Origin of the sequence: Salinigranum marinum (assembly GCF_024228675.1) — an archaeon.
In the GTDB taxonomy this organism is placed as follows: domain Archaea; phylum Halobacteriota; class Halobacteria; order Halobacteriales; family Haloferacaceae; genus Salinigranum; species Salinigranum marinum.
In genome coordinates this window covers 209,430-231,293 of the sequence record NZ_CP100463.1, presented here as the reverse complement: position 1 = coordinate 231,293, position 21,864 = coordinate 209,430, and the positions used below count along the sequence as shown (strand labels likewise).

Annotated in this window: 11 protein-coding genes and 5 pseudogenes; 9 read left to right on the top strand and 7 right to left on the bottom strand. The window is 61.1% G+C overall.

Translation table 11 applies throughout. The features are described from left to right. Positions 1–63 precede the first annotated feature (63 nt). On the bottom strand, positions 64–2,115 hold the full coding sequence (locus NKJ07_RS23295; protein WP_318570948.1) for a primary-amine oxidase: 2,052 nt from the start codon (positions 2,113–2,115) through the stop codon (positions 64–66). A 155-nt stretch (positions 2,116–2,270) separates the two neighbouring features. Beyond that, a complete protein-coding gene (locus NKJ07_RS23290; protein ID WP_318570947.1) occupies positions 2,271–2,456 on the bottom strand; it encodes a DUF7534 family protein in 186 nt (61 codons plus the stop codon). 226 nt (positions 2,457–2,682) lie between these two features. Here NKJ07_RS23290 and NKJ07_RS23285 point away from each other — a divergent pair, with 226 nt between their 5' ends. The 3 genes from NKJ07_RS23285 to NKJ07_RS23275 all read left to right on the top strand — a co-directional run bounded on the left by NKJ07_RS23285 (position 2,683) and on the right by NKJ07_RS23275 (position 5,892). Further along, positions 2,683–4,647, top strand: a complete 1,965-nt coding sequence (locus NKJ07_RS23285) for an ABC transporter ATP-binding protein (protein ID WP_318570946.1) — start codon at positions 2,683–2,685, stop codon at positions 4,645–4,647. Between the two features lie 290 nt (positions 4,648–4,937). After that, entirely contained in the window at positions 4,938–5,411 is a 474-nt protein-coding gene (locus tag NKJ07_RS24520) for an MBL fold metallo-hydrolase (protein ID WP_425504790.1), read from the top strand. Positions 5,412–5,433: 22 nt separating this feature from the next. Then, entirely contained in the window at positions 5,434–5,892 is a 459-nt protein-coding gene (locus tag NKJ07_RS23275; RefSeq protein ID WP_318570944.1) for a pyridoxamine 5'-phosphate oxidase family protein, read from the top strand. A gap of 233 nt (positions 5,893–6,125) precedes the next feature. Here NKJ07_RS23275 and NKJ07_RS23270 read toward each other — a convergent pair. Both NKJ07_RS23270 and NKJ07_RS23265 read right to left on the bottom strand, forming a co-directional pair. Beyond that, positions 6,126–6,289: pseudogene (locus NKJ07_RS23270) on the bottom strand (RNA-guided endonuclease TnpB family protein); the annotation flags it as partial. Positions 6,290–7,444: 1,155 nt separating this feature from the next. Next, positions 7,445–10,261, bottom strand: a complete 2,817-nt coding sequence (locus NKJ07_RS23265) for a DUF6517 family protein (protein WP_318570943.1) — start codon at positions 10,259–10,261, stop codon at positions 7,445–7,447. Positions 10,262–10,571: 310 nt separating this feature from the next. On the opposite strand from NKJ07_RS23265, the pseudogene NKJ07_RS23260 reads away from it, so the two are divergent. The 3 genes and pseudogenes from NKJ07_RS23260 (at position 10,572) to NKJ07_RS23250 (ending at position 13,979) form a co-directional block, all read left to right on the top strand. Beyond that, positions 10,572–11,254: pseudogene (locus NKJ07_RS23260) on the top strand (IS6 family transposase). Positions 11,255–11,515: 261 nt separating this feature from the next. Beyond that, on the top strand, positions 11,516–13,549 hold the full coding sequence (locus NKJ07_RS23255; RefSeq protein ID WP_318570942.1) for a PAS domain S-box protein: 2,034 nt from the start codon (positions 11,516–11,518) through the stop codon (positions 13,547–13,549). Positions 13,550–13,598: 49 nt separating this feature from the next. Next, a complete protein-coding gene (locus NKJ07_RS23250) occupies positions 13,599–13,979 on the top strand; it encodes a response regulator transcription factor (RefSeq protein ID WP_318570941.1) in 381 nt (126 codons plus the stop codon). A 71-nt stretch (positions 13,980–14,050) separates the two neighbouring features. Here NKJ07_RS23250 and NKJ07_RS23245 read toward each other — a convergent pair. Further along, positions 14,051–15,070, bottom strand: a pseudogene (locus NKJ07_RS23245) (IS4 family transposase); the annotation flags it as partial. Positions 15,071–15,242: 172 nt separating this feature from the next. Between NKJ07_RS23245 and NKJ07_RS23240 the strand changes: the two are divergent. After that, entirely contained in the window at positions 15,243–15,482 is a 240-nt protein-coding gene (locus tag NKJ07_RS23240; protein ID WP_318571168.1) for a hypothetical protein, read from the top strand. Positions 15,483–15,801: 319 nt separating this feature from the next. On the opposite strand, the gene NKJ07_RS23235 is transcribed toward NKJ07_RS23240, so the two are convergent. Together NKJ07_RS23235 and NKJ07_RS23230 are read right to left on the bottom strand one after the other, a co-directional pair. Beyond that, entirely contained in the window at positions 15,802–16,974 is a 1,173-nt protein-coding gene (locus tag NKJ07_RS23235) for an ISH3 family transposase (protein ID WP_318570684.1), read from the bottom strand. Positions 16,975–17,368: 394 nt separating this feature from the next. After that, positions 17,369–17,536, bottom strand: coding sequence for a DUF8053 family protein (locus NKJ07_RS23230; protein ID WP_318570940.1), 168 nt, complete (start codon positions 17,534–17,536; stop codon positions 17,369–17,371). 1,243 nt (positions 17,537–18,779) lie between these two features. Here NKJ07_RS23230 and NKJ07_RS23225 point away from each other — a divergent pair. Further along, positions 18,780–19,157 (top strand): annotated as a pseudogene (locus tag NKJ07_RS23225) (zinc ribbon domain-containing protein); the annotation flags it as partial. 467 nt (positions 19,158–19,624) lie between these two features. Further along, positions 19,625–21,703, top strand: a pseudogene (locus tag NKJ07_RS23220) (type B DNA-directed DNA polymerase); the annotation flags it as partial. Positions 21,704–21,864: the final 161 nt, after the last annotated feature.

Below are 21,864 nucleotides of genomic sequence, written 5' to 3'. Positions count from 1 at the left end.
GCCCGGCGGACGTCACGACCGCTCGTCGTGATCTCGGCGGTCGAACGCCCGAGTCGGGGGCGATCAGTCGTCGTCCGCGGTGCCGTCCACGCTCTCGGGGGTCTCGTCGTCGAACTCGTCGCGCGAGGGGATGGTGTGCCCCTCGTTTATCGCGTGTTCCGGCGGCACGTCCAGCGCCTCCGAGCGGTCGAAGAAGTTGTCGGGCGTCAGCTTGACGTTCGCCATCTGTACCGGCAGCACCGGCCAGTCCTCCGGTCGCGTGACGTGGTTCTTCCCGAGCGTGTACCAGACGACGAGGTCCTCGTTGTCGAGGTCGCGGTCGGCTTCCCTCCAGACGGGCAGTCCCTCGGGCCCCTCGGCCTGGTTCGGGTAGTCGCCGGCCGGGAACCGCTCGTCCTCGTCGTGCGGCGTGACCCAGAGGTGGTTCTTCACGAAGCCCGACCGCCGGACGACGCTGCTGTCGTCCTGCTGGGCTGCCTTGACGTTCTCGTACGGCTCGATGCGGTACCCCACCTCGTTGCCGAGGCGGTTCGTCTCGTTGGGGTTCGAGACCTTCCAGTACCGCCCCTCGAGCGGGTTGATGAGCCGCTGGGCCTCCTGCTCGCTCTCGAGCTGGCGCTCCGCCGCGTAGAAGGCGTTCCCGCCCGGGTTGGGTGTGTCCTCCGACGGGTCCGCGTGGGGGCTGAAGCCCCCCGGCCCGGTCGGAACCGTCCGGTTTTCCACCTCGTAGACGTTGTTCTCGACGCCGTCGACGTCGAAGTCCAGTCGGAAGTTGAAGAAGTGCTGGTGGATCGGGGCTTTCAGCTGCGGTGCGACCAACTCGGAGTAGCCGTTGACATCCTTGTTCTTCGGGGCCGCGGAGACGTTGTCGATGCCGGTCAGCCGCACCTGGATCTGGACGGAGCCGTCCTGGTAGAAGTACCAGTAGAAGCCGTAGTCGTAGTTGCCGACGGCGGCGATGAAGGAGACGACGAGCCGGCGGTTCCGGCGGGACTCGGCGCTCTCGGTGCGCCAGTCCGACCGCTCCCACAGCAGGCCGTAGTCCTCCTCGTGCATGCAGATGGCGTTGGGGAGCACGTTGACCTCCCCGTCCATCGTGTTCATCACCGCGTCGAAGTAGTGCATGTAGCCCAGACAGTCACACCGCTTCTCGAGGGACTTGGCCATCCGGCCGATGTTGTACTCGCCGGCGTCCATCGCGTTCTTGAAGCGGTCGTTCCGGTCGGGCGTGCCGTAGGGCACCGACATCTCCGCGAGCGACGCGCGGTGCAGGATCTTGCGGAACTCCCCGTCGTCGTCGTAGCCGACGTTGTGCAGGACGAGCCCCTCGCGCTGGCTCCAGCCGACGCGGAACTCCCAGTTCTGCCACTCGACCTTGTGGCCGTCGACCGCGAAGGACGGGCCGTCCGGCTGGACCACGTCGTACGGCTTGAGGTCCTCTCGGAGTTCGACGTCCGCCTCGCGGTACTGCATCTCCTCGGGCGGCAGCGGGTGGTCCTCGTCCGGCGGGCCGTGGTCGACGACGTCGATCACGGACATCTCGTCAAGGTCGACGTAGACGTGTAACCCGGTGACGGGCTTCGCGTACCCCTCGTCGCCGTCGGCGGCGCTGGGACGGACGTACGTCAGGCCGTGGGCCATGCGGCGGTCGCGGTCGATATGTTCGGGGATGAAGTCGTACCCGACCGACCACGGGTCGACCATCGCCCGCTCGGTGTCCTCGACGCCGCGGTCTTCGAGGGCGGCCTGCCACTCCTCGTGGGCTTTCACCGTCCGTTCGCACTCGATGAACTCCTCGATGGCGATCGAGGGCTGTGCGCCCGCCACGTGTTCGACCGCGGTGATCTCCTCGTCGTCCAGCGAGACGGTCGCCTCGTACGTCTTGCGCTCGGGACTGTCCCGAACGACGGCGAAGGCCTCACGCTCGATCTCCGTGCCGGCTTCCTCGTAACTCGCGATGGCCTCCTTCGAGGGCTCGTTCAGGCCGATCTTGACAATGCGCGCTCCGTCGGTGAACTCGCTCGCGCCGCTCAGCAGGCTCCCGGCCGTCTCGATCTCGTCGGGTGCTAGCGGATCCAGCGGGTGGGAGACCTGCGCAGTAGTTTCAGTTGTCATACATATATGCCTGCGTCAGTGTCTACTAAACTCTTTTTGCCGCGTCGCGCTCCGGGGAGAACAGCCCTCTGAGCGTCCCAGGATTGGCGTAGACGCGCCCGGCGGCCGGCGGTTTCCGAGACCTGACGCGACGCGTGTGTCGCCCGGAACCGAACTCAGAGCGGGAGCTCCCGCTCGTAGACCAGCCAGTACGAGAACAGAACCGTCACCAGGAGGACCACCAGCGCCGTGCGTATCTGGGTGGCGGGATCCGGCGGGGTCAGCACGGCACTGACGGCGAAGCCGACCACGATCGAGAGGGAAGCGACCGTAAGAAACTGCGATCGAAGCGACTGACTCACTCGTGTGACGTATTGCCCCGCAAACATAGTGGGTTCGGTGACTCGGTGACACACGCGATACGGCACTCCTGATGTGGGTCGCGATCCGTGGATCGCCCGGCCACTGTCTCAGCGGTGTCGTTCGTCCGCTCGACCGACCTCGCACGCGTCCTCGCCCCCGACAGACTCTACAGTCGGCCGCCCCGGAGTCACCGGATATTTCACCACGAATCCGATAGGACGTGTGATGCCAGACGACCACGGTGGCTTCGAGCACGTTCGCGACAACGTCGACGGCCACCCGATGGTGAACCTGCTCGCGTACACTCGGACGTACTGGATTCGGCTGACGCTCGGCGTCGTCGCCGCCTTCCTCACCCGCTTTGCCCGACTTGTCCCCCCGATCGTGGTCGCGGCCGCGATCGACCGAGCGATCAGGCAGTCGGGCGAGACGGGACTCCTGACCGATCTCGGCCTGCTGCCGCCCGGCCAACTCACCGGCCAGGCCGCCCGGCTCGCCGTCCTCGAACAGCTCGTCGTGATCGCGGTCCTCGCGTACCTCCTCCGGTCTGTCACGCGGTTTGTCTCCCGGTATCTGCTCCAGGCGACCGCACAGAAGGTCCAGCGTGACCTCCGCAACGACACGTACGACCATCTGCAACGCCTCTCGATGGACTTCTTCGTCGACCACCAGACCGGCGGGATGATGTCGATCCTCAACAGCGACATCAACCGCCTCGAACAGTTCCTCAACACGGAGTTCCGCCAGCTCATCCGCGTGGTCGCCACCGTCGGTGGGATCGCGCTCATCCTCTGGACGTACTCGCCGACGCTCGCCGCCATCGCGCTGGCACCCGTACCGCTCATCGGCCTGGCCAGCGGGCAGTTCCTCACGTGGATCGAGCCACGCTACAAATCCATCCGCGAGACGGTCGCTCGGCTGAACACCCGGCTGGAGAACAACCTCGGCGGCGCGGCCGTCATCAAGACGTTCGACCGCTACGCGTTCGAGCGCGAGCGTGTCGCCCAGCAGAGCGCGGCGTATCACGACGAGAAGATCGCCGCCCTCCGCATCCGTCGCGGCTTCTTCGCGACTCTCAGACTGCTCACCGGGGTCGTGTTCGTCCTCGTGTTGTACATCGGTGGCAGGGACATCATTACGGGGATCCCGGGTGAGGGCGGTGCGTTGACCCTCGGCGGCTTCGCGCTGTTTTTCCTCCTCCTCCGGCGGCTGTACTCGCCGATGCGCCGCGTCGGCAAGTCCGCGAACAAGTACCAACTCGCCAAATCCAGTGCCGAGCGGGTGTTCGGACTCCTCGGACGCGACCCGACGATCACCAGCCCGCCGTCGGCGTACACGCCCGACTCGATCGACGGCGACGTCGGCTTCGACTCCGTGACGTTCTCGTACGGCGACCGCGACCCGGTCCTACGCGACGTCTCGCTCGACGTGCCCGCGGGCACGACGGTCGGTCTCGCCGGGGCGACCGGCGCTGGCAAGTCGACCCTGGTGAAACTCATCGCAAGGTTCCATGACGTCGACGGGAGCGGACCGACTACCGATCACGCCGACTCGCGTGACGATGACGGTGACGACCACGGAGCCGTCCGCGTCGACGGCGTCGACGTCCGCGAGTACGACCTCCAGGCCTTGCGCGACGAGATCGCGATCGTCGAACAGAACCCGTATCTGTTCTCCGGCACGGTCGCCGAGAACATCGCCTACGGCGACGGCGAGACGCTCGCGGCCGAGTGGTCCGGCGACGGCCAGACGGCGGCGCGCGACCGGGTGATCTCGGCGGCGACCGCAGCGGCGGCAGACGAGTTCATCCGCGACCTCCCCGACGGATACGATACGCAGGTCGGTGAGCGCGGGGTGAAGCTCTCGGGGGGCCAGCGCCAACGACTCGCGATCGCCCGCGCGCTGTTGAACGACCCCGCGATCATCGTCTTCGACGAGGCCACCTCCGACGTCGACACCGAGACGGAGGAACTCATCCAGGAGAGCCTCGAACGACTCGTCGAGCAACGGACCGCGTTCGTCATCGCCCACCGGCTGTCGACCATCCAGAGCGCCGACGAGATCGTCGTCCTCGACGACGGCCGGATCGTCGAACAGGGCACTCACGAGGAACTCCTCGCGGCCAACGGGACCTACGCCGACCTCTGGCGCGGCCAGGCCGACCCAGCGCCCACCTCCGTCGATCGGTGATCGACGGGATCTTCGACATCTCCGGGGCCCTCGGAAGTCTCAGGGGGCGAGGGGGTTCGAGAGCCGTGCCGTCTCCAGGGCGCGTCTCTCCCCGGTGGGGACGGACCGGGCTCACCATTTCGTGTCAACACTCAATACACCCCACCGTCGAACTCAGTACCGGGCGTCCGTTCCGTCACCGTGCAGGGGGGAGATCGAGGTGTGTCGTGTGGACGCGTCGGGGAGCCAACCCACAACTCCCCCATGACCACCACTGACGCGACAGCGGAGATCGCTGAGGGAATCCACCGGTGCGGCAGCACGCACGTCAACTGGTATCTGGTCGAGGAGAACGACACTCTCACCGTCGTCGACACGGGATTTCCACCCACTGGCAGGAGTTACTCGACCGGCTGGCTGCGTTGAACTACGAGCTTGCCGACATCGACGCGTGTCTGTTGACGCATGCCCATCCGGACCACATCGGGTTCGCCGAACAGTTGCGAACAGCGGCCCCCGTCCCGGTCTGGCTGCACGAGGCGGGACGACGACGTGCCCGAACGGGCGGTGATCCACCGCTGGCCGGATTCCTGAAGAACCTCTGGCGCCCGGCAGTCTTCCGCTATCTCGTCGAGGTCCTCCACTCGGACGGCACCTCGATCCCAGCAGTCACATCGGTCGAACCGTTTTCCGACGAGCGTGAACTCGATGTGCCGGGCCAGCCTCACGTGATCGGAGGGACCACTCCTCCGGTCGCGTGCGACGTGCGGAGACACGGTTTTTGATTGTTCGGCTTCATGTCTCCCTATGGAAGACGTCCGCTCGGTACGGATGAGCACGGAAGAACGGAACGAGTTCCTGGGCAGTGGTGGGACAGGCGTCATCTCGTTCGCGACGTCCAGCGACGGTCCTCCGTACACTCGACCGATCTCGTACGGATACGACGAGGAGACGAGGAACCTCTATTTCCGGCTCGCCGTCGGTCCGGAGGACGCCGGCAAGGCGGAACTCGTCGACGCGGATCGGGAGATATCGTTCGTCACGTACGACGAGACGGAGCACGGCTGGCGGAGCGTCGTCGCGACCGGCAGACTGGAGGAGATCACGAACTCGGCGCTCGACCCCGCAGTCGAAGAGGCGATGCAGCGAGTGAGCATCCCGTTCGTGGACGTGTACGACAGCCACCCCCTCACTCTGGAGTTCCGATTCTTCCGGCTCACGCCCGAGGAGTTCACTGGACAACGAGAAGCCGGGACTGGGGACTGAGTGGCTCGGAGGGGACCGGATACCTGCTCGTCTCCACGGGCCGACCACGTCTCGGTCGGGGGGCGGTCGCTCCGGGGTACTCTGCCGGCGGAAAAGTGAGGGCCACCACTGTAGGGGGAAGGGGGGAAGGAGGGGTGACGCCTCGATCAAAAACAGCCGTGCGTCAGTATTCAAACTTACTAAACACTCACCAACAGGCTACCTGTTCACGGTGTAGTGAATCGCCTCGGGGGTCAAGACCCGAGGCTTCCTGTTTCCACGACGCGCTTTGCAGACACACGCTGAAAGTCAGGCGTGCCCGTAGGGAGCGCAGTCTCCACGGGCGTTGATTCGGGCCATCCCTGCCCTACTTCAGAAAGCCTCTCTTCAACACGCTTACCGATGCGTTCGAAGGCCGAAACAGTAGTTTCCATAATCGGATTTTGGAGATAGAACCCTTACAACAGTCGAATTCACATAATTCACTTCACCAATAGACGAAATTATCTCTCTCAGACCGTATTTCCATAATTAGATTTAACCAGATTACGGATCGAAAGGGGCTGAGAGTACTTCTTGGCCACTCTCACACCGCCCATAATCGGCTTAGACTCCCGCAAGTTACGGGGTGTAAATCCAAATTAGGATGAGTATGAACTCGATCGTCGTCGAGCGAGTCGGGTTCCGAGAGTTCGTCGACGTTGGCTACGACCTTCTCGGGCACGCGCTCGGTCCTCCTTCGCGACGAGCCCGGTGACTCACTCGCGGAGAGCACCGGTCGCTATCTCGGCTATCGCGCCTTCAGCGGCGGTCACTGGCGGGCGCGTCTCTCGGAACACACGAGGCAGCATGCCGGGGGGTTTAGTAACTCGCCCATGCCCCATGGGGTCCCTGAGCCCACCGGTCGAACACGACTGTCCGCTCATATTCGCCCTCTTCAAGGCTCAGAGCGCCAATATTCGACGGGTTAGGTTTTTCCTGGCTGTTTGGTCCATATCGGTCCGCTTGTCCACCCCATGCGTGATCTATCTTACGGCCTCAACATTGCTGATGATGCTTCTCAAGGTATTTCGCGCGGCGTGCCCCCACGGGATTTCTCCGCAAGTGAATGGTGTACACTGGGTGTGGGCGGGTGTACATTGGTGGCGACGGCGGTCTATATGTGAATGCGCCCCTCTGTCCAACGATGTCTCCGGATCGCGAATCGTTCAGCGCCGCAATAACGCCGCGCTCGAATCAGTGTAAGACCGTAGCCCATCATCAGAGCCCTACAACTAGAGCTCTGTCTCTTACCCACAAGTCGACCCGGCGGGACGAGATGCACCGTCGTGACTGAGAGCAAAAGGAGCGGTATATGCCCGTCTCGCTCGCGAACAGAAGCGATCACAGATGGCCGAAGAACTCCGATCCGACCATCCCCTCCTCAGTGGCTGCGCTGGAATCATATCTCGACCCTGATTCTTCAGATCCAGATCATCGTCGAGAGCGTCTGCAACGTGACGTTGGAGTCCGACGGACATGTGGGTAAGAGACAGGCCTGAAGACGCGGGTATGCGCTCGCACTATGTATAATCTATCTGTCGGCTACTCTGTCGAGCCGACTGGTCATCCGATCGACGAGGTCCGTCAATTGCTGGCGGGTCGGGTCGTCGATGGTCGCGTCAAACTCGTCGCGGACGTGACGATCGACGAGCGGTCGCACTTCGCTCTTCATTCGCTCGGCAGCGGTTGTGTACAAGCCCTCGTCCATCGCCGCCCCCACCCTGTCGAGCGCCGCGCCGAACATCTCGGCCGCGGCCGCTGGACTCGTCCGCAGGCCGCGATCGGGAACCCGACCGACGGTGTCGCGCACGCTGCGCGTGATGGGATTGACGCGAGTCTCCACGCCATCGAGTCGGGTCCTGAACTCGACGACCCGCTCGGGGAACGGGAGGCGGAACACGACGTGTTCGGTCGTTTCACCGGTGTGTGTCTCGCGTCTGGAACTCGGAACGGTCGCTGTCACGACGGCCTCGCCGGCCGACGTGACGAGTTCGACCTCAACGCCGTCACCCGTTTCCATCGAGCGTTGTGGGTACCCCTCGTAGGCGCCGACGTCGTAGAACTCGACACCGCCGCCGTCGGTCGGCAGCCCGGCGGCGTCGAGGATGGTCGTCTTCGTCGGACGCGCTCCCACACTCGCGTTCGTCGTATCGCTCCCCTGAAACGCGTAGGCGCTCTCGACGAGGCGCTGGCGGATTATCGCGTCGGTCCAGTTCTTACTGGTGTCGTAGCTCATGTAACTCGACATCGAAAGCGGGACGTACTGGCTGTCGACGCCGGATTTGTGGATTCGTTTCGGCGAGAATCGGCCGAACTGCCCGATGGAATACCCCTGAACGAGTTTGAACCGGCCATCAGTCAGGTCGTAGCCGACGGCGGTGACGCCCGGTACGTCTTTCGTCCCGTCGTCGTCGTTGTCAGAGTGTTCGTGGCGCGCATGGTCGAAGTCGACGTGTGCACCCTTGTACGTGCTGTCGGACCCATCGGTGTCTCGCTGTGCCATCTCGACGTGCGGTCGATACGGCTGTTCACTCACGTAGTGGCTGATCTCTTGAGCTGCAATCCAAGCCGAAAGGTGTCTCGCACGTGAATCACCAGGGTCGACCGCGGAAACTGCCATCCCCCTGTAACCGGGGAAAAGGCCGTCGACGCTCTTGTTGTGGTAGGTGTAGTATTCGACGCCGCCGTTGTTCGAGGAGTGATTCGACGGAACGATGAGCAGCGTCACGTCGAAACCGTATTTTTCGACCGCCCTAACGTCGCGTTGTCTGGCCTGTTTCGGGGTGAGCTTCGTGGTGCTGTTCGAGGTCCCCGTCGCGTAGCGGAAGAACCGACCGTCATCCGGGAAGTTTGCCGAGTTGTTGCCCGCGACGGTGTTGTCGAGGCCGCGTCGTGCTCGCCGGAAGTCACTGTTGGGCGACTTCGGCAGCCACTTCTTGTGGCCGTCGAGTGAAAGCCCCCTGCTGTACTGCCAGAGCCGAACCGCCCCGGGGAACGTGCGCTTGAGATACTCGAAGACCGACCAGGCCATTGAACTCGACTCGGAGGCGAACCCGTTCGTCGACCCGTAGTTGCTCCCCTTCTCGGGGTCTCTGACGTCCCAGACGCCGACGTTGAGCACGCGTTTCCGTGTCGTCGTCCAGTCTGCGCCAGCTGTGATGGTCGTGGTGTCGTACACGGGCCCCCCGGCGGCTTCCGCGGTAACCTCCACCCGTTCGAGTTCGTCGTCGAGGGGAACGACGGGAAGCATCTTCGACCAGTCGTCGTCCCGCGAGCCGTTGTCGAAGTATCCCCGGATGTCGCTCCCGTCGAGGATTTCCTCTATCTCGCTGCGCTCGAAGCTGACGTGGCTCATGTGACCCCCCCAGGAGTGGACGAATCGAACCTCGAAGGTGACTTGCTTCGGGAGCAGCGACCGGTTCCGCACGTCGATGTCGAACAAGGCGGTCGTCGGCATTTCCTCGACGAGGTCGGGACGCGGCGGCGAGAACGTCCGACTGTTCGAGAGATTCCGTACCTCGGTATCGTCGACGACCTGGACGAGTCGCAGGTCCTCGACAGTGATGCCGGCGAGCGTGCCGATCTCTTCGGGGGACCGCGGAGTGACCGTTTCGAAGAGGTCCAGGCTGAGTTCGCCCACCCGATCGAGGAACGCCGCGTCGAACGGGGTCTCCGACTCTTCCGGCTCTGTGGCCTCGTCGTCGGCTGTTGGGTCCTCGCCGTCCTCAGTGTCGACGCCGTCGATGGTGACGTCCGGCAGTCGACGGCGCCGCTCGTCCGTCCGGAGTTCCGACAGCGGCGCGTGCTGGACGACGACCCCGATGACCGCATCACCCTCGCTGGTGGTGCGGGCAACGTTAATTACGACCGCCGTCGCGTCGTCGTCTTTCGGGCCGACTGCACGGCCGCTGAACCGCTCGATCTCAACGTCACTGCCGAGCATCGTGGCCGTTCCCGGCCCCTCGATCGCCGTCGGTGGCTCCGCCCACCTTGCCTCCTCACCGACGACGTCGAGTTCGACTAGGAGCCGTTTCGCCCGGTCGCTCTCGACGATGGAGGCGAGCGAGTCGGTCGCGAGAGGGTTGAATCGCCGCCCTTGGAGACGGATCTCCGGCGTCGCGAGCACTCCGCCGACGACCGTCTTCGCGTCCTCGACGCCGTACGTCGTGAGGTAGCTCGTAACCGTCACGTCGACGGACAGCCCCGCGGCCGAGGGGCTCCGCTCGGTGGTCTGTTCGCGCTGAGTTGCCGCCTCGTAGCCTGCCAGTTGCATCCCTTCCTCGGAGAAGCCGGCGGGCGTGGCCTCGAACGACGTCGAGGTTCGTTCGTTACAGCCGGCGAGAAGCACCGATGCGGCAGATCCAACGCCGGTCAGAAACCGTCTCCGTTTCGTCGGTGACCCACCGCCCGATAGAGTCGAAACGTCGTCTTCTGGTCGGTTCTGGCTCATCGTTCGAGATACCCAACACAAACCCGTGCTATATATCATGTCGCTTGAATATCAACACTGAGAGAGAGTGGGAATTGACGTGCGTCTGTCTTCACTCGCGTGCGGCCCGCCCCGATCTCTAGCGTCTACAGAGTGATTTCGCGAGCGGACTCCGATGCTGGAGATTGATGTCTTCTCCCCGTGCAAGCTGTAGCTCTTTCGCGGTTGTATGGACGAATTCACCGTCGAAGGCACTCCGAGCGAGGACTTTCTCGAAGTCCTCGCTCGGATACTGCCCGTTCGGTTTCGTTCCGAAATCGAGCCCCGTGAACGACAACGAAGAAGCAGCACGAGACAACTGTTTCGCCTCGGTTGCGTGGATCATACCGCTAAAGACAGATGCTCTCGAATACCAAACAACATCGTGAGAGGTTGGGTGTCGAACGAAGTCGCACAGCAATTCACGGCTGGGTTCGGAAGGCCACTCTACAGCCCGACAGTGACGTCGAACCGAATCAGATCGCGGTTGACGAGACGATGATTCGCGTCAACGGACAGCGTCACTGGCTGTTTGCGGCGGTCGATCCTGACTCAAACCAATTCCCCTATGTTCGATTGTTTCAGACGCGAACAACGCAACTTCCCGTGCTGGTTCTTCGCGAACTGTGCGAGAAACAGCAGCTTTCAGACGTGACGCTTCTCGTCGATGACGCTCATCATCTCAAGAACGCGCTGGAGCGACTCGGCCTCCGATTTCGATCCGAACGATATGGAACTCGGAACGCCATCGAGCGTGTCCTTCGTGAGGTAAAATGACGAACCTCCTCGTTCTCAAATACGTTCTCGAACGCACGGTTGGTGACCGCGGACTCGTGGTTGAACGCCTTCGCTGTCTGGTGGACTCGATGCTAAAGCTAACCAGCCCTCGGTAATTGAGACTCGATTCTCAAATTCAGATTCGTAATTCCGGGATATATTTCGACTAGTCTATAACGCGTAACCTAGTCGGAGTTCTTCGCGACCCCTCATGATCCTGAACATTGTTACAGATGATCTCTCGCAACTCGTAGCCAATGCTGTGATGCTAGACCCCGCACTGTTCGGCACTCCCGCTGCACGACGTTGCGATCCGTCGAACAAAACTGCTATGTTGAATGAGTGTGATATGTAAATATGGAGACAGGCCCCCACAATGAGGCTTCGGGGGATAACGAAGAGATCACAAACCCGGATCGGTCCATCATTGAAGCGGTTCGGGACGGCGTTTTCGTCGTCAATCTGGACGGTACCATCGCTTACGTCAACGACTCGCTTTGTTCACTGACTGGACATGAGCGGAACGAACTGGTCGGCAAGACGTTCGACACGCTGGTCGAGTCAGGACTGGTTCAATCGGGCGAGTTTGATCGATTCGTTACGGCCATCGACAATATTGCCGACGGAGAAATCCAGGATGAGATTCTGACATTCGAAATTGGCCACGGAACCGAGCAGGTGGTAGATGTTCGCATCTCGAAACATATCCGGGACGACGGCACTGAAGATATCGTCGGCGTGGTCAGGGATGTGACAGAGCGCGAGCGGAGGGCTCGGGCTGCAGAACAAAAGCAGGAGGTGCTGGCAAAACTCTATCAGGTTGGCGCTGAGACCGGTCTCACGTTCGAACAAAAAGCCGAGCGCATCCTCTCTATCGGATGTGAGTACCTGAACCTGCCGTATGGGTTCTTAACGAGATTGGAAGAGGACGTACAGAAGATTGTCCACGCTGTTGGCGATCACACACTCCTCCAGCCGGACGAATCGGCACCAATAGAGCAGTCGTACTGTCGGAAAACCATCGAAAGTGACAGCCTCGTGGGTATGCAAGACGCCCGAGCGGAGTTAGGCGAAAACGACCCGGCGTACGAACTGTTCGAGTTGGGCTGTTATATCGGAACGAAGGTCATGGTCGGGGAGGCCCTCTACGGGACGTTCTGCTTTGCGGCCCCCCACGACCGTGACTTGGAATTCACCTCTGGCGAGCGCGAGGTGATCAGGCTCCTCGGACAGTGGGCCGGGTACGAACTCGAACGGCAGCGGTTCGAAGAACGGTTGGAAGGTCTACACGGGATTTCACAGCAGTTGTTGGCGGCTGAAACGACGACGGACGTCGCAGAAATCACGATCGAGATGGGCCTGGACCTGTTCGATCTCCCGGTGAGTGCGTTTTGGGAGTACGATGCCAGCGAAGACGTCTTACGCGCGGTGGCCGAGACAGACGAAGCAGTACGGATCGTCGGGGAGGCCCCGACGTTCGAGCGAGGTGACGCACTCCTTTGGGAGAGTTTCGACAGTAGCGAACTCCGTCACTACGAGGACCTGGCCGAACAACCAGGAGTTTCTAATCCGGAGACTCCGTTACGGTCAGAGGTCCACCTTCCCTGCGGGAATCATGGAATCATCACAAGTGCCGCGACCGAGCCACGTGCCTTCGACGAGATTGACATCGAAAGCCTCCGCCTGCTCGAGGCGTTGGTGACAGAGGCCATCACCGCAGTCAAACGCGAAGAACAGCTGGCCGAGCGTGGTGAAGCACTCCAGCGACAGAACGAACGCCTCGAAGAGTTTGCCGATGTCGTGGCCCACGACCTCCGGAACCCACTGACAGGAGCGGTCGGCTTCCTCGAAATTGCCCGCAAAACGAACGAGTCACAGCATTTCGAACGCGTCGAACAGTCCCTGGACCGGATGGATGAACTTATCGACAAGTTGCTGATGATCGCACGCGGTGATCGCCAGGCAGTCAACGTACGCGCACTCCAACTCCAATCAATCATTGAGGAGGCGTGGTCATATATCGACACCCCGAACGCGACCCTGTCCGTAGACGACCCGCTCGGTGAGATACAGGCCGATGAGACACGACTGCTGCAACTGTTCGGCAATCTCTTTCGCAACAGCGTCGAACACGGCGGCGACGACGTTGCCGTGGAGGTCGGCCCTCTCGCTGACGACAAGTGGTTCTATGTTACCGATGACGGGCCAGGGTTCTCCGCCGAGAGCCGGAGAGAGATCGAAGAACTCGGAAAAACGGACGAACTATCGGGGACGGGAATCGGACTGATGAGCGTTACCGATGTCGTAGATGCACACGAGTGGGAACTCACAGTCCCCGACACGGACGACGGAGCACGCATCGAAATACGAACTGGTGAGCAAAGCGGGTGAACCGTGGAATCAAACGTGCCCGTAATAAAGTGTGAATAAGGAATTCCACATGACCTCTGAAATTGTCATTGCTGAGGATGATGAGACGACCCGCGAAGTCGTCGAATTCAACTTGAGTGACAAAGGGTGGGACGTACTGGCGTTTACGGATGGCGATGAGTGTTGGGAGCATCTCGAATCACGAGCCAACGACCCACCGGACCTCGTGGTGTTGGACGTGATGATGCCCGAACTCGACGGAATATCGGTCCTCGAACGCATCCGGGATCATGACGCACTCGTCGATCTGCCAGTCGTCATGTTGACATCCCGTAACCGGGAGGAAGATATCGTTCAAGCCCTCAACGCCGGTGCTGACGATTTTGTGGCAAAACCCTTTTCCGAAATCGAGCTTGTCAGTCGAGTTGAGAAGGTGCTTGACGAAGCGTGAGAGAGGATTCCATCGCCAATCGCCGCAATCGGCCACTGGTTGTATTATCTGTACGAACCATCGGTGTTCGGTTAAGCACTGGATCGCCTCATGAAGGCTTCAGACACTCGTTCGCTGAGTAAGAGGCGTGATTTCTCTGGCTGACGAGCGCCATGAAACATCAACTCCGACAGATTCGGCGGTGGATGGCCGAACGACTGGGCGAGGTCTTCGAGGATGAGCTGGGCGAGAGACCGGAAGGTCTTCGCCCAGCGCTCACGGGGGAACACGGTCTCTGGAAACAGCTCTTGAAACACGCCCAGTAAGGCTCTGCTGACCGTCAGCGTCAGCAGAGCCGCCACCACCAACAGGTGGACGATCGCTGGATCACTCGTCTGGAACTTCTCCAAGCCGTACAGCGATTTCAGTTCCCTAAACAGCAACTCTACCTCCCACCGCAGTCCATACAACGCCGCCACTTGCCTCGGTGTGAACTCGTCTGGGAGGTTCGTCACGTACAGATGGTAGTCGTCGGTGTCCTCGTTGCGGACACCGACGACGCGAAACTCCATCGTATCGGTTGACTGCTTCCCCGCGTATGCCCGACGTTTGAACGAGATCTCCACGGTCACATCGATGATCTCCCGTGTGAGATCGCCCAGAACGTCCTGGAGGTGACGTCCTGGCAAGGAAATGGCGCGCCCGCGCCATTTCCGCCGCTTCCCCACGATCAACGGGTTCGCGTTCGACTTCAACCGTGTCACGAAGAAGCCGCTGTTCTCGTTGATTAACGCGAAGCGACGAAAACTGTAGAACCCGAGATCGAACAGCAACAACCGGCCTCGCAGCCAGCTCCCGGTGCGAAGCTGGCTGCTCTCGTGGATGCATTCGTCGGTGAGTCTGAACCGTTCGATCGTCTGTGTCGTCGTGTTATGCACGAGGTGAAGCTTCGCACCGGACTGGTCCGAGTGAGTCGCTGGAAACTCGCTGAGGAGCCGATGCAATCTGAAGACGGTTGCATCGGCGATCAGCACCTCACGGAACAGCTCGAACCGTGGAGCGATGGTGTGGGGGACCGCGACCTCCTCGAGCACGCTCTCGAGGAGGTCCATCCGTGTTCGGTTAAGGTCAGGAGTGCTAAATAGTCCGGGTACCGGATCTGATTGGCCACGTTCAAACAGCCGAATTCGGCGAGTTCAGCGAACAGGTATGGCTGCCACTACTCGAGAAATATTACTGGCAGTGTTAACCGAACACGAATGCTGTACGAACATAACTAAATGTGTGAGTGACACAACTGAAGAGACGCCAATAGAAACTGCGGAAGGAATCGGTGCTGACGGTCTCAGCCCTGCCGTGCTGGCATCGGTTGGCTCGGTCGCCCTTGCGCTATACTTCTACTACGTGCGCGGTGACAAACAGCGTGGCCAGTTCGTCGGTCTCTGGCCCGTCACGATACTCAGTCTCGCCTCGTACTTCAAACTGGAAGAAATAAGACAGATGCTGGCGGAGCGTAACGAGTAACTCGGCGCTCCAGGCAGATAATCGCGGAACTTTAGCGTCGTGAGAGAAGGCCAAAGACGAAGCTTTCGATGTCGTACAGACTAAACTCACCAACGTCCAGTCGCAGACAAACAGACTTACCTTTGTAGTATTTATAAATTCGGTAGTTCCCATCGGTTCTACACGCTGACTTGATTTTCCACGGCGGAAGCGACAAGTTCGATCTCGGTACGGAGACAATAGCCAGCGAAAGGCGGTCTCACGTCAGTGAGAGCGCCGAATATGTGATGGCGATGCCTAGCAACTGCTCTTCAGGGGCACTCGCTGGACGCGGGCTCGGTCAGCCCGCGTCCAGCTGACCATACGTCGCGGGAATCCCCACACCGTTGGTCGGTGCTTCCCACTTCCGGTGTAGCAGTTCGTCGAGCGTGTGGTTGATCCACGCTCGGAATACCTCGAAGCGGAACCACACGGGTAGTGCTCGCCCGCCGCGCCGCGGCGTGGCGAGCACGCCCCAGCGAACGATCAGCCACAGATTCCGCAACAGGAAACTCACCAGCACGAACACCAACCGAACGACCGGGTCGGTCGTGGTTGTGCGTGCACGCGCTTCGCGCATGGTTCGAAAGGCTGTCTCGATGGCTGATCGTTTCCGGTAGAGAGCCTCAACCTCCTTCGGCGTGCGATCAGCCAGATCGCACGCCATGTAGGCACGAACAAGCAGTCCGTGCTTCCCCCGCTTGCCCTGTCGGTAGGAGACACAGACAGCGAGCGGGAAGCGCAGTTCCCGCTCGCTTCCCTCGTACATTGTGTACTCCGTCCAGTAGGAGATCGACGTCTCTAGTTTCTCGGCCATCCGTTGGCCGCGTCGGATGACCGGGAGAACGACCGGAGCAGTCTCACGCAACCGCTGGATGCACGCCCCGTTGTAGAACCCGCGGTCACAGAGGAGACTGGCGACATCGAAGGGAAGTGCCGCGACGTGGTCGAGCAGTCGCTCGACCGCGTCGCTTATTGGTTCGTCTCCACGAACAGCAGTGACGGCGACGACGAGTGGTTTCGCCCGACAGAGGACGAATCCAGCGAGGTAGCGATGGCACTGTGAGGTGCCATCGCGGGGCGTCGTGTGACAGAGTTCACCGGGAGAGTGGTGTGGACAGCCGTGGTAGTGGACGTCGACGAAGTCAAGACAGATGATCCTCGGGCCGGGGCCGAGGATCATCGTCGCCTGTTGTCTGAGGAGGAGGTTGACGGTGGCTTCGAGTTCTTCAGGTGGGATGGTGTGAAGCTGAGCAAGCGTGTAGTCGTCGGAGTAGGTTCCACGAGTGCTGTCGGTGACCGCCTTGATCGAGGTCTGGTCAACAGCTGCTTGGAGGAGCGTCCGTCGGATAATCCCGGAGTCGAAGCCGCAGCCTTCGACTCCGGGTATCGGTAGCTCTGCGAGGAGGCCTTCCGCTAAGATTTCAAGGTCAGAGGCCGTAAGAACAGTGTCTGGATGGTATAAACACTTCATCAACACCCATCCAGACGCTTCCTGAGAATCTAACCACGACAGTCGTAGCTATCAGCTGACGTGATGGGAACTACCGACAGTAGCTGCCGGTCGTCAGTGAGTTTCAGACTCGTTCGCTTGGTCATATGGATGAAGGTATGCACCAGGGGTGCGAGCGCGTCGTTCTGAGCTGGCTGAACATCGATTCTTCATATACCTGGCCCACGCCCAGGGCGCGGTCCCGTCGATTACATCTGATACCAGCCCCGATTCTATGCACCAGACCGCTCGACTGGAAGCGAAGGGGTGCATACATCGAGGATGCTGCATACATTTGAGTCGGACCCCACGGGTCAGATCGGAAGATCGGTTTCCGGAGCCTTCGTCAAGCATCTCAGTCTGCCAAATCGGGAATCTATTTCTCGTCGATCCGCGAGACGTGCCACCCACCATTTCCCTCGTACTCCACGCGGAGATACGGCTGCTGGACGAGTTCACCTTCCCCCCCGATCAGTCCCTCAAGCCGGAGCGTGTCTTTCGGGAGACTGATCCCGCCGTTGTCTCCCGCGGAGTTCTTACCCAATTTTCTGAGTTTCAGAAGTTCTGCTATTTCTGCTGGGTTCCCGGCCACCCCGTACCGGAAAAAGATTACTCACGTCAATACGGCCGGAGCTGTCCCCCCGAGGCGTTCCGTGGATTCTTCGAACCGCGGGGGAAGCGCCGTCGTATCCGGGAGGCCCCGGATACCCCCCTACCCGCGTCTGGGTAGAGAGGAGATCGCTATGCCTAGCGAACAGGAAGACGACGGCCCTGACGGGCCAAACGACGGTACTGACGTACAGACAGAAATCCGCTGGCAGGACTTCAATCAGGTGGGGGAGGGATGCGAGCGCGAGCGGGATCGGCGCGGCGGTGAAGACGCTCGATCGCACCGGACGAGGGCCGGGGAAGGGTGCCATGTGGTACGTGATCGTCGGCGGGCTGATCCTGTACTTCGCGCTCGGGAAGATCGGCAAGATAATCGTGACGCTCCCGATCGTGCTCGGGTTCATACCCCTAGTGCTCGCGTTCTTCGCGGCGATCGAATACTTCGATCCATCTCGGACGGTTCGTGTCGAGCAGCTGCTAACCGAGAAGATCGAGAATGCGATCGAGAAGTCCGTCCCTGATATCGAGTTCGAGCGGGGGAAGACGTATCATATGGTGGATCGCGACGACGGAACGACGGCGATCCTTCCGTCTTCGTCGCTTCGACACTTCCTGATCGTCCTGCTCGGAGCGAAGCCCCCGACGATCCCGACGAGCGATCTTCAGACGCGCGTCGAGTATCGGGGAGACGCGGAAGACGAGAAGCTGTATGTCGAAGATATGCTGTCGATCCAGTGGCCCGCTATCGAGATCTCGACGTCGTCGCTTCGGAAGACGATCGAGCATCCGCCCGCTGCTGCTGACGGCATCGAAACGGACGGCGGGGAACCGTACACCGTCGAGAAGTGGGATCAAGCGCGGGTGTCTAAGGCGATCCTGTTCTTCGGGGTGGGATCGCTCGTCGGGAACGCGCTCGTCGGTGATCCGTTCGTCGGCGCGGCGCTCGGAACGGTCCCGCTGCTCGTGTCGCTCGCGACAATCGTCGACGGATCGGCGTCGTTCTCCCCGTCGGCGGTACACGCGACACCCGCGAAAGCGTCGCGGATCACCGAGACGCGCGAGCACACGATAGCGACGACGTTCGGGGAGCTGGAAGAGTCGATCGCGAACCTGGAAGCTGACGCGGCTGAAAGGGGACTCGATATCGCGGAAGCGTACATCTCACAGACCAGTTTTGAGCACACCGGTCGTTTGTCGACCGCCTCAAAGACACTGCCGAGGAGTACGCAATGTTTGTCGAAGAGCGGTCAGAGGCGTTCACGACGGCAACCTGTGTCGAGTGTGGCGAGCAGGTGGAGACAGAGCATTATGGCGACGTGTTTCGGTGTTCGTGTGGACACGAGAGCCACGCTGACCTCGACGCCTCACGGACGTTTCTTGAACGGGAGACTGGCACTGAGTTCGAGACAGGGTCGATGGCACGGCCCGTGCTCCTCACGTGGGACGACCACTGTTGGTCGGAGTCACCACGCTCTCCCGAGAGGGCCAGTCCCAACGAGGAGCGCACAAACCGGAGTACCGGCGAGGGGAAACTTGCCTCCGTGGGGACGGCATAGCCCACTGCCCCACCGGAGGAATCCCACGGTTCAGCCGTGGGAGGATGTCAAGTTCGCGGTAGCGCGGGGTCCCCTTCCTCAAGGAGCGAACGGAGTGAGCGAGTAGGGAGGAGAGGAGCGCGTACGAAGGTTTACAACCGGGCGCGAGAACCGTCTGACCGTCCATGGCGGGCCACAGACAGTCCACGAGGGCTGGCGTGCCAACGAGGCCACGGTGCGTTTCTCGGCATGGGCGGGTCGCGGTCAACCGGCCCCGAAGTCGGGTCCGTCGAAGCGAACGTGACGCCATGTGCCTCTCCGTCGCTCGGTGTCCACCGGGGGTAGAGTGGAGGACACCGACAATTAAATTGCCTCTGGCGTCTGGCCCTGCCCTACAAGCCGACTGCGAGCGGGTGAGTCCACCCGACGAGCCGGCGTGCAAGCCCCGGCCTCAACGAGCGCGTCAGCGCGAGTAGGCCGGGGTAGTTGACTACACCTCACGCTTCTATGTGGCCCCTCGCGACCCCGACGCCGACCTCGACCTCACGACACTCCAGTCGGCGTACGACCAACACCCAGATGTCGTCGCAAGCGAGACGGTTGCGCGACGGCCCGGTTTTCGACGAGACGAGGAACCAGTCCTGGCCGTCGACATCCGCCACATCGACCGCGTCACCCCACTCGCCCAGCAGGCGCGCCAGCTGTCGGACTATCCAGTCGGGGATCTCGCCTGCTTCAACGTCGACTTTTCGCGGGAGTTCCGGTACTGTCTGGAGACTGGCGTCGATCCGACGCCGGCGATCGATCTGGCGACGCTCCGGCTTAGCGTCCCGGTGACCGAAACGAGCAACGACCTCTACGAGGAACTGTCCGTCGCCGGCGACACCGTCATTGGCTCGCCCTCGGAGCTCTTGACCGCCGTGCAGGCAGCGCTCGACGCACACGATCCGGACGTCCTGGTCTGCTCAACGAGCGAGATCGTCCCGACGCTGTCCGAGATGGCGACGGCCGTCGGCGTCGACGACTTCTCGTTGAGTCGGTGGCCAGACGTGGACCACCAGCAGCTCGCGAGTCAGTCAACGTACTCGAGTTATGATCGCGTCGGTCACTCACCGGCGCGGTACAACGTGCCCGGTCGGGCGATCATCGACGAGTCGAACACGTTCTTCTACGGGGAGACGAACCTCGATGGCGTCCTCGATCTCGTGTCGCGGTCGAAAAAGCCGGTCCAAGAGCTCGCCTGGGCGTCAATTGGGAACGTACTAACGGCCATCCAGATCTGCGAAGCTCACGACAGAGATGTGTTGGTGCCGTGGAATTCCTGGCGGCACGAGTTCTACAAACCGATGCGGACGCTCCACGGCGCCGATCGAGGTGGCTTCATTTTCGCGCCCGAGGTTGGTCTCCACGAAGACGTCCACGAACTCGACTTTTCGAGTCTGTATCCGAACATCATCTGCACGCGAAACGTGTCACCGGACGTGATACGGTGTGAGTGTCACCGCTGTCGTGAAGACGTGCCTGGCTTGGGGTACGCCATCTGTGACGAACGTGGGTACCTCGTCGACGTGCTCCAACCGATCATCGATGCTCGCGACGAGATCAAAGCCGAAATCCGTCGCGAACAGCGGCGGGAGACGCCCGATCAAGAACGTCTCGAAGCACTCAACGGGCGGTCGAGCGCGTTGAAATGGATTCTCGTCGCCTGTTTCGGGTATCAAGGGTTCAGTAACGCGAAGTTCGGTCGGATCGAGTGTCACGAGGCGATCAATGCGTTCGCTCGGGATATTCTGTTGACCGCGAAACAACGGTTGGAGGCTGGTGGGTGGCGTGTCGTTCACGGCATTGTCGATTCGATCTGGGTGACGCCCGATCCCGATGTCGAGGATGATAGGCGAGTTAATCTCAAGGACCTCGCGAAAGAAATCACGGAGACGGTCGAGATTCGGCTCGAGTACGAAGCACGATACGAGTGGGTGGCGTTCGTGCCGCAGCGAGAGAGTGACGCTGGTGCATTGACGAAGTACTTCGGCAAAGTCGCTGAAGAAGACGAGTTCAAGGTACGGGGTATAGAGTGGCGACAACGGTCGACACCGGCGTTTGTCGCGGACGTCCAGCGGGAGTGCCTGAAGCGGTTCGACGAGACCCGGTCGCCAGAGGCCGTTATTGGGTGTCTGAGGCGGGCTGTTTCGAAGCTTCGCGCTGGAGCGGTGACGGTGGATCGGCTCGTCGAACGGAACCGTGTCTCGAAACCGATCGAGGGATACACACAGTACACGCAGGACGTCGCGGCGCTCGAGCGAGCCCGTGACCGAGGTCTCACGGTCCATCCGGGACAGGATATCGAGTACGTGGTTGTCGATGACGGGAAGTCGTCTCGGGATCGAGTCGCTCTCCGGCACGAATGTATTGAGACATACGACGCGTCGTACTATGAAACGCAGCTCGTTCGAGCTGTCGAGAGTGTTCTCTCGCCCCTCGGATGGGACCGGACGGACATCAGACAAAGGCTAAGCGGAACTCGAGACACCGAGTTGTCTGAGTTCGTCCCGACTGATGATGCGTAACGTCAGAGTTCGATGAGACGATACTCGATTTCTCAGACGGTGTTAACCAACAGCCACATTCGTCTTTAGTTAAGAGCAAAACCGCATTACAGCGTAGGGACTGAATAGCGAAAAGGCGACTTCTATTCATGATACATGGAGACAATATTGATCCAGTTGGA

What these genes read in the sequence shown, in the direction of transcription:
- NKJ07_RS23295 (WP_318570948.1), bottom strand. Translation starts at nt 2,115, where the DNA reads ATGACAACTGAAACTACTGCGCAGGTCTCCCACCCGCTGGATCCGCTA.
- NKJ07_RS23275 (WP_318570944.1), top strand. Translation starts at nt 5,434, where the DNA reads ATGGAAGACGTCCGCTCGGTACGGATGAGCACGGAAGAACGGAACGAG.
- NKJ07_RS23250 (WP_318570941.1), top strand. Translation starts at nt 13,599, where the DNA reads ATGACCTCTGAAATTGTCATTGCTGAGGATGATGAGACGACCCGCGAA.
- NKJ07_RS23235 (WP_318570684.1), bottom strand. Translation starts at nt 16,974, where the DNA reads ATGAAGTGTTTATACCATCCAGACACTGTTCTTACGGCCTCTGACCTT.
- NKJ07_RS23255 (WP_318570942.1), top strand. Translation starts at nt 11,516, where the DNA reads ATGGAGACAGGCCCCCACAATGAGGCTTCGGGGGATAACGAAGAGATC.
- NKJ07_RS23285 (WP_318570946.1), top strand. Translation starts at nt 2,683, where the DNA reads ATGCCAGACGACCACGGTGGCTTCGAGCACGTTCGCGACAACGTCGAC.